Genomic DNA, 4244 nt, shown 5'->3' on the forward strand with positions numbered 1-4244 from the left:
AACTTGGCGCCATACCGAAGACTCTATTGGCTTACCATTACCGCTGTTTTTTCGCCTTTTCCTAGCTAGGGTTACCGCATCATGTGCTTGATAGGCTTGATTAGGTTTTGAGTTTCTTTTTATCTCACGACTTATTGTCGAAGGGTGTCTATTGAGTAGCTGGGCTATCTCTTTTTTATTCTTTCCGGCTTGTAATAATACGAAAATTTGGTATCTTTCCTTCCTAGAAAGGTGATTATAATACATAGCAATCTCCAAACTGTGGTGGTGCGAAGGTGCTAGTATAAATCACCTTCTACTTTCTTCACTCCACCGTGTTTAAAATTGCACTTCATGTTTGAATCCAGGGTATTAAAACAAGCCAATTTTGTTGTTACCATTCTCCCATTAACCAAAAAAACTATTCAACTATTCACAAAAGAAAAATTAGCTTTAATGAGACCTTCGGCAATACTTATTAATGATGCCTGTGAAAAATTGTTGATCAACAAGCGCCGCTTGAAGTACTAAAAATAAAACGAGCAAAGCCACAGGACTTGATGCATTTGAAATTGAGCCACTACCTACCAAATCCCCTTTTACGACAAATATTTATAATGTTTTATTATCACCTCAAGTCAGCTCTGCAATGGCTGAAATGTAATATGTGAAGGAAAAAATGTGCTGTTGATAATATCACGCAGCATTAAAAGATGAAAAATTTGCCGATAACTAGACCAACCTTGAAGCTAGCTAACTTGTATTCCATTTTGAATTCACCTATAATGCCTTAATATTGTTTTTAGTTACAACTCACAATTGGGGCTGATTCTGGATTCGACGGGATTTGCGAAACCCAAGGTGCATGCCGAGGTGCGGTAGGCCTCGTAAATAAACCGCAAAAAAATAGTCGCAAACGACGAAAACTACGCACTAGCAGCTTAATAACCTGTATAGAGCCTTCTCTCCCTAGCCTCCGCTCGTAGGACGGGGATAAAGAGGAGTCAAACCCAAACGAGATCGTGTGGAAGCCTTGCTTGGGGTGAAGCATTAAACCTAATCAAGCTAGTCTATCAGTAGCGTGTTTGTTCGCAGCGGGTAGATGAAAATCAAAAACAAACTACGCATGTAGTACCGAGGATGTAGAGATTTCGGACGCGGGTTCAACTCCCGCCAGCTCCACCATCATACTGTTCATTAAAATTCACCAACCATCATTAATTCACTATAATTCAAATGTTTTATAGCGTTTTCATGTCAATAAGTATTATGTTAATTCAGTGACAATCAATAGTTTTAGTTATATAATTAGTTATACGCTAAAAACACAACATCACGTATAACTATAAATATATAACTATGGCACGTATAACTACCCCACTCACAGATACTAAAATCAGGACTGCCAAGTCGTTAGAAAAAGATTACACTTTATCTGATGGGAATGGTTTGTATTTACTCGTTAAGTCAATAGGTACAAAGATTTGGCGTTTTAATTATTACCGTCCCACATCTAAAGTAAGAGCTCTTGTGAGTTTTGGATCATACCCTGAGATTAGTTTAGCTGATGCTAGACTAAAAAGAGATGAAGCAAGACAACTACTTGCCAAAGGAATAGATCCTCAACAATATAAAAAAGATCAACTAAAACAACTTAGAGATGAGCAGAATAATACTTTTGAAAAGGTTGCTACTGATTGGTTTAAATTAAAATCTTCATCTAATTTAAAAGCTGATACATTAAAAGATATTTGGCGTTCTTTAGAATTACATGTACTACCTTATATAGGTAGTATTGCTATCACTGAAATTAAAGCAAGAGACTTTATAAATGCTCTTGAACCAATTAAACAACAAGGAAAGCTAGAATCTATTCGACGAATATGCCAACGAATTAATGAGGTTATGTATTATGCGGTTAATGTTGGTTTGATAGATGCTAATCCAGCATCCAAAATCACAGCGGCATTTGCTAATCCTGTGGTAAAAAATATGCCAGCACTACTACCTGAACAATTACCTGAATTGTTAAGTGCATTGAGTACCGCAAATATAGAAAAGCAAACTCGATGCTTATTATTTTGGCAACTTTATACAATGACAAGACCAACGGAAGCAACAGGAACAAAATGGTGTGAAATTGATCTCAACAATAATTGTTGGATTATACCAGCTGAAAGAATGAAAATGGGGCGAGAACATATAATTCCTTTATCCTCTCAAGCAATTGATATTTTGCAAATCATGAAACCCATTAGTGGGCATCGCGAATATGTTTTCCCTAGTATGAAATCACCTCATAATAAACCAATGAACAGTCAGACTGTTAATGCTGTAATTAAACGGATAGGTTTTGCTGGTCGATTAGTTGCTCATGGATTCCGTTCTATTGCATCTACAGCACTTAATGAGAATGGTTTTCCTCCTGATGTAATAGAAGCGGCTCTTGCTCATGTTGATAAAAATGAGGTTCGCCGAGCTTATAATCGAGCCATTTACCTTGAACAAAGAATTGAAATGATGCAATGGTGGGGAAATTTTATCGAGAAGGCTAGATTGACTAATAAACAATCAACAATACTGGTCAATTTATAATATTTTATATGTGTTAATCAAATCAAACTGTATTATATAAAATAAGAGAATCAAAATGGATTATAATCAATTTTTTAATTCTATTAATGTTTTTATTGAGGCTCCAATATTTAAATATATAGAGATAGTGATTGTTATATTATTGGTTATTTATTTATCTTTAAAATGGAAAATAGTTATTTTTTTAAAAGATCGATTATGGGGGATCTTATTAGGGAAAAAAAATTCTGAATTTTTTAATGAGCAATGGAAAGAATTTCATAATAATAACATAGATATTGCTCACTTTAATGCTTTATATCATGTTTCTGCCAATACTGAACGACAGATCGAAAAATATCTAAAATGGCTGAAAAGAAATGGAATATCAGCTATCCAAGTGATTAAAATTAAAAGTCTTTTTGACATAAACAAACTATCATTTAAAAAGATTAGGTCTGGGAAATTATCAGCTTTAATTATTGGTGATTTGGCTTTATTTTTTATAGCTCTTTTTTGTTTAAATTTTGTTGTTACTTCTGCTGCATTGATAAAAGTTGGAGAAAATAGCCCCTGGTTTTGGGTGTCAGATAGCTACGCAAGGAGTTCACAAATTTCTTTGATTCCGTTTACTAATACTAACTGGGACTTAACCCCATCTATGTGTAATACAAAAGAATTTAATGCAGAAAAGTGGTCAACGGAAATGAATTTACCCAAGACTTTGGCGAGAAATATTTGTGAGCATTTTGCTAATAAAGAATCAAAAGACAAAATATCGAATATAGTTAAGGAACAAAAGATATTTTTCGGTTTTAACTGTGTATTAATTCTTGTGTATTTTTTATATATTTTTACTTTTTTATCTCAAGTTTTTTATGTTAGAGATTTAAGGTTACAAATAAAGAGGCATAGAACAAAAAAATGGAGTAAATAATCAAATTCATCTTAGTGCTGAGCTATCAAGGTGATTTAAAAAATCACCTTACTATTTTAGTCTTAAAAACTATAACGAACCCCAGCCATTAAATCAGTTGTACTTAGTTTTAACTCTGATTTAGCGTTATTATCAGTAGTGTTGACGCTTATTTTACCGCCATTAGTATAACGTGCAATAACGTCGGCCGACCAATTGTCTGTAATTTTATATGCAGCCCCCAAACCTGCTGCATAAGCAAAACGAGTTTTGTTTTTAGAATCTCCTAGATTCCACCATGAAGTGCAATTTGTCTTAACTCCTTCGAATAAAAGGAGGTAGGGCTTTTAAACTTATGCCATTTTCTTGGGCAAGAGTTTAATAGATATTGAATTTTCTTTATCTGTTCGTCGTCAACTAATGAAATGGCCGCTGGCTTAGGTATAAACTGACGTATTAAGCCATTGGTGTTTTCATTTGAGCCTCTTTGCCAGCTTTTATAAGGCTCCGCAAAGTACACGGTAGTATTTAAATAATGCTCAATAGCATGATGATAATTAAATTCGGTTCCATTATCAAATGGTGATGCTTTTAACCATTTTTTTAAACGGCGTTAGCAATTTTATTATCATATCTCTCGTTTCGGAGGCGGTACGTTGATTGAGGCGCCCAATTAATACTAGCCCTGTTTTGCGTTCAACTAATGTCACCAATGCTTGCTTGTCTTTACGGCTAATAATCGTATCTCCCTCCCAATGTCCTCGCGTTTTCCGGC

5 protein-coding genes, 1 other RNA gene and 2 pseudogenes are annotated in these 4244 nt (G+C 34.5%); 4 read left to right on the top strand and 4 right to left on the bottom strand.

What is annotated here, in order from left to right; genetic code table 11:
* On the bottom strand, positions 1-246 hold a 246-nt coding region (locus A9G37_RS02170), incomplete at its 3' end, for a helix-turn-helix domain-containing protein (protein ID WP_065574496.1).
* Positions 247-333: 87 nt separating this feature from the next.
* Between A9G37_RS02170 and A9G37_RS13420 the strand changes: the two genes are divergently transcribed.
* The 4 genes from A9G37_RS13420 to A9G37_RS02185 all read left to right on the top strand — a co-directional run bounded on the left by A9G37_RS13420 (position 334) and on the right by A9G37_RS02185 (position 3490).
* Entirely contained in the window at positions 334-510 is a 177-nt protein-coding gene (locus A9G37_RS13420) for an NAD(P)-dependent oxidoreductase (protein WP_081297617.1), read from the top strand.
* A 290-nt stretch (positions 511-800) separates the two neighbouring features.
* Positions 801-1164, top strand: a transfer-messenger RNA (tmRNA) gene (ssrA, locus tag A9G37_RS02175).
* A gap of 174 nt (positions 1165-1338) precedes the next feature.
* Entirely contained in the window at positions 1339-2574 is a 1236-nt protein-coding gene (locus tag A9G37_RS02180; RefSeq protein WP_065574497.1) for an integrase domain-containing protein, read from the top strand.
* A 55-nt stretch (positions 2575-2629) separates the two neighbouring features.
* Positions 2630-3490, top strand: a complete 861-nt coding sequence (locus A9G37_RS02185) for a DUF6216 family protein (protein WP_065574498.1) — start codon at positions 2630-2632, stop codon at positions 3488-3490.
* 62 nt (positions 3491-3552) lie between these two features.
* On the opposite strand, the pseudogene A9G37_RS11980 reads toward A9G37_RS02185, so the two are convergent.
* The 3 genes and pseudogenes from A9G37_RS11980 to A9G37_RS12730 form a co-directional block, all read right to left on the bottom strand.
* Positions 3553-3744, bottom strand: a pseudogene (locus tag A9G37_RS11980) (opacity family porin); the annotation flags it as partial.
* Positions 3745-3755: 11 nt separating this feature from the next.
* Positions 3756-4013: an IS30 family transposase gene (locus tag A9G37_RS12455; RefSeq protein WP_255306841.1), complete on the bottom strand. Its 258-nt coding sequence runs from the start codon at positions 4011-4013 to the stop codon at positions 3756-3758.
* A gap of 31 nt (positions 4014-4044) precedes the next feature.
* Positions 4045-4244 (bottom strand): annotated as a pseudogene (locus A9G37_RS12730) (IS30 family transposase); the annotation flags it as partial.

This window comes from Gilliamella sp. GillExp13 (assembly GCF_001690815.1).
Taxonomy (GTDB): domain Bacteria; phylum Pseudomonadota; class Gammaproteobacteria; order Enterobacterales; family Orbaceae; genus Gilliamella; species Gilliamella bombi.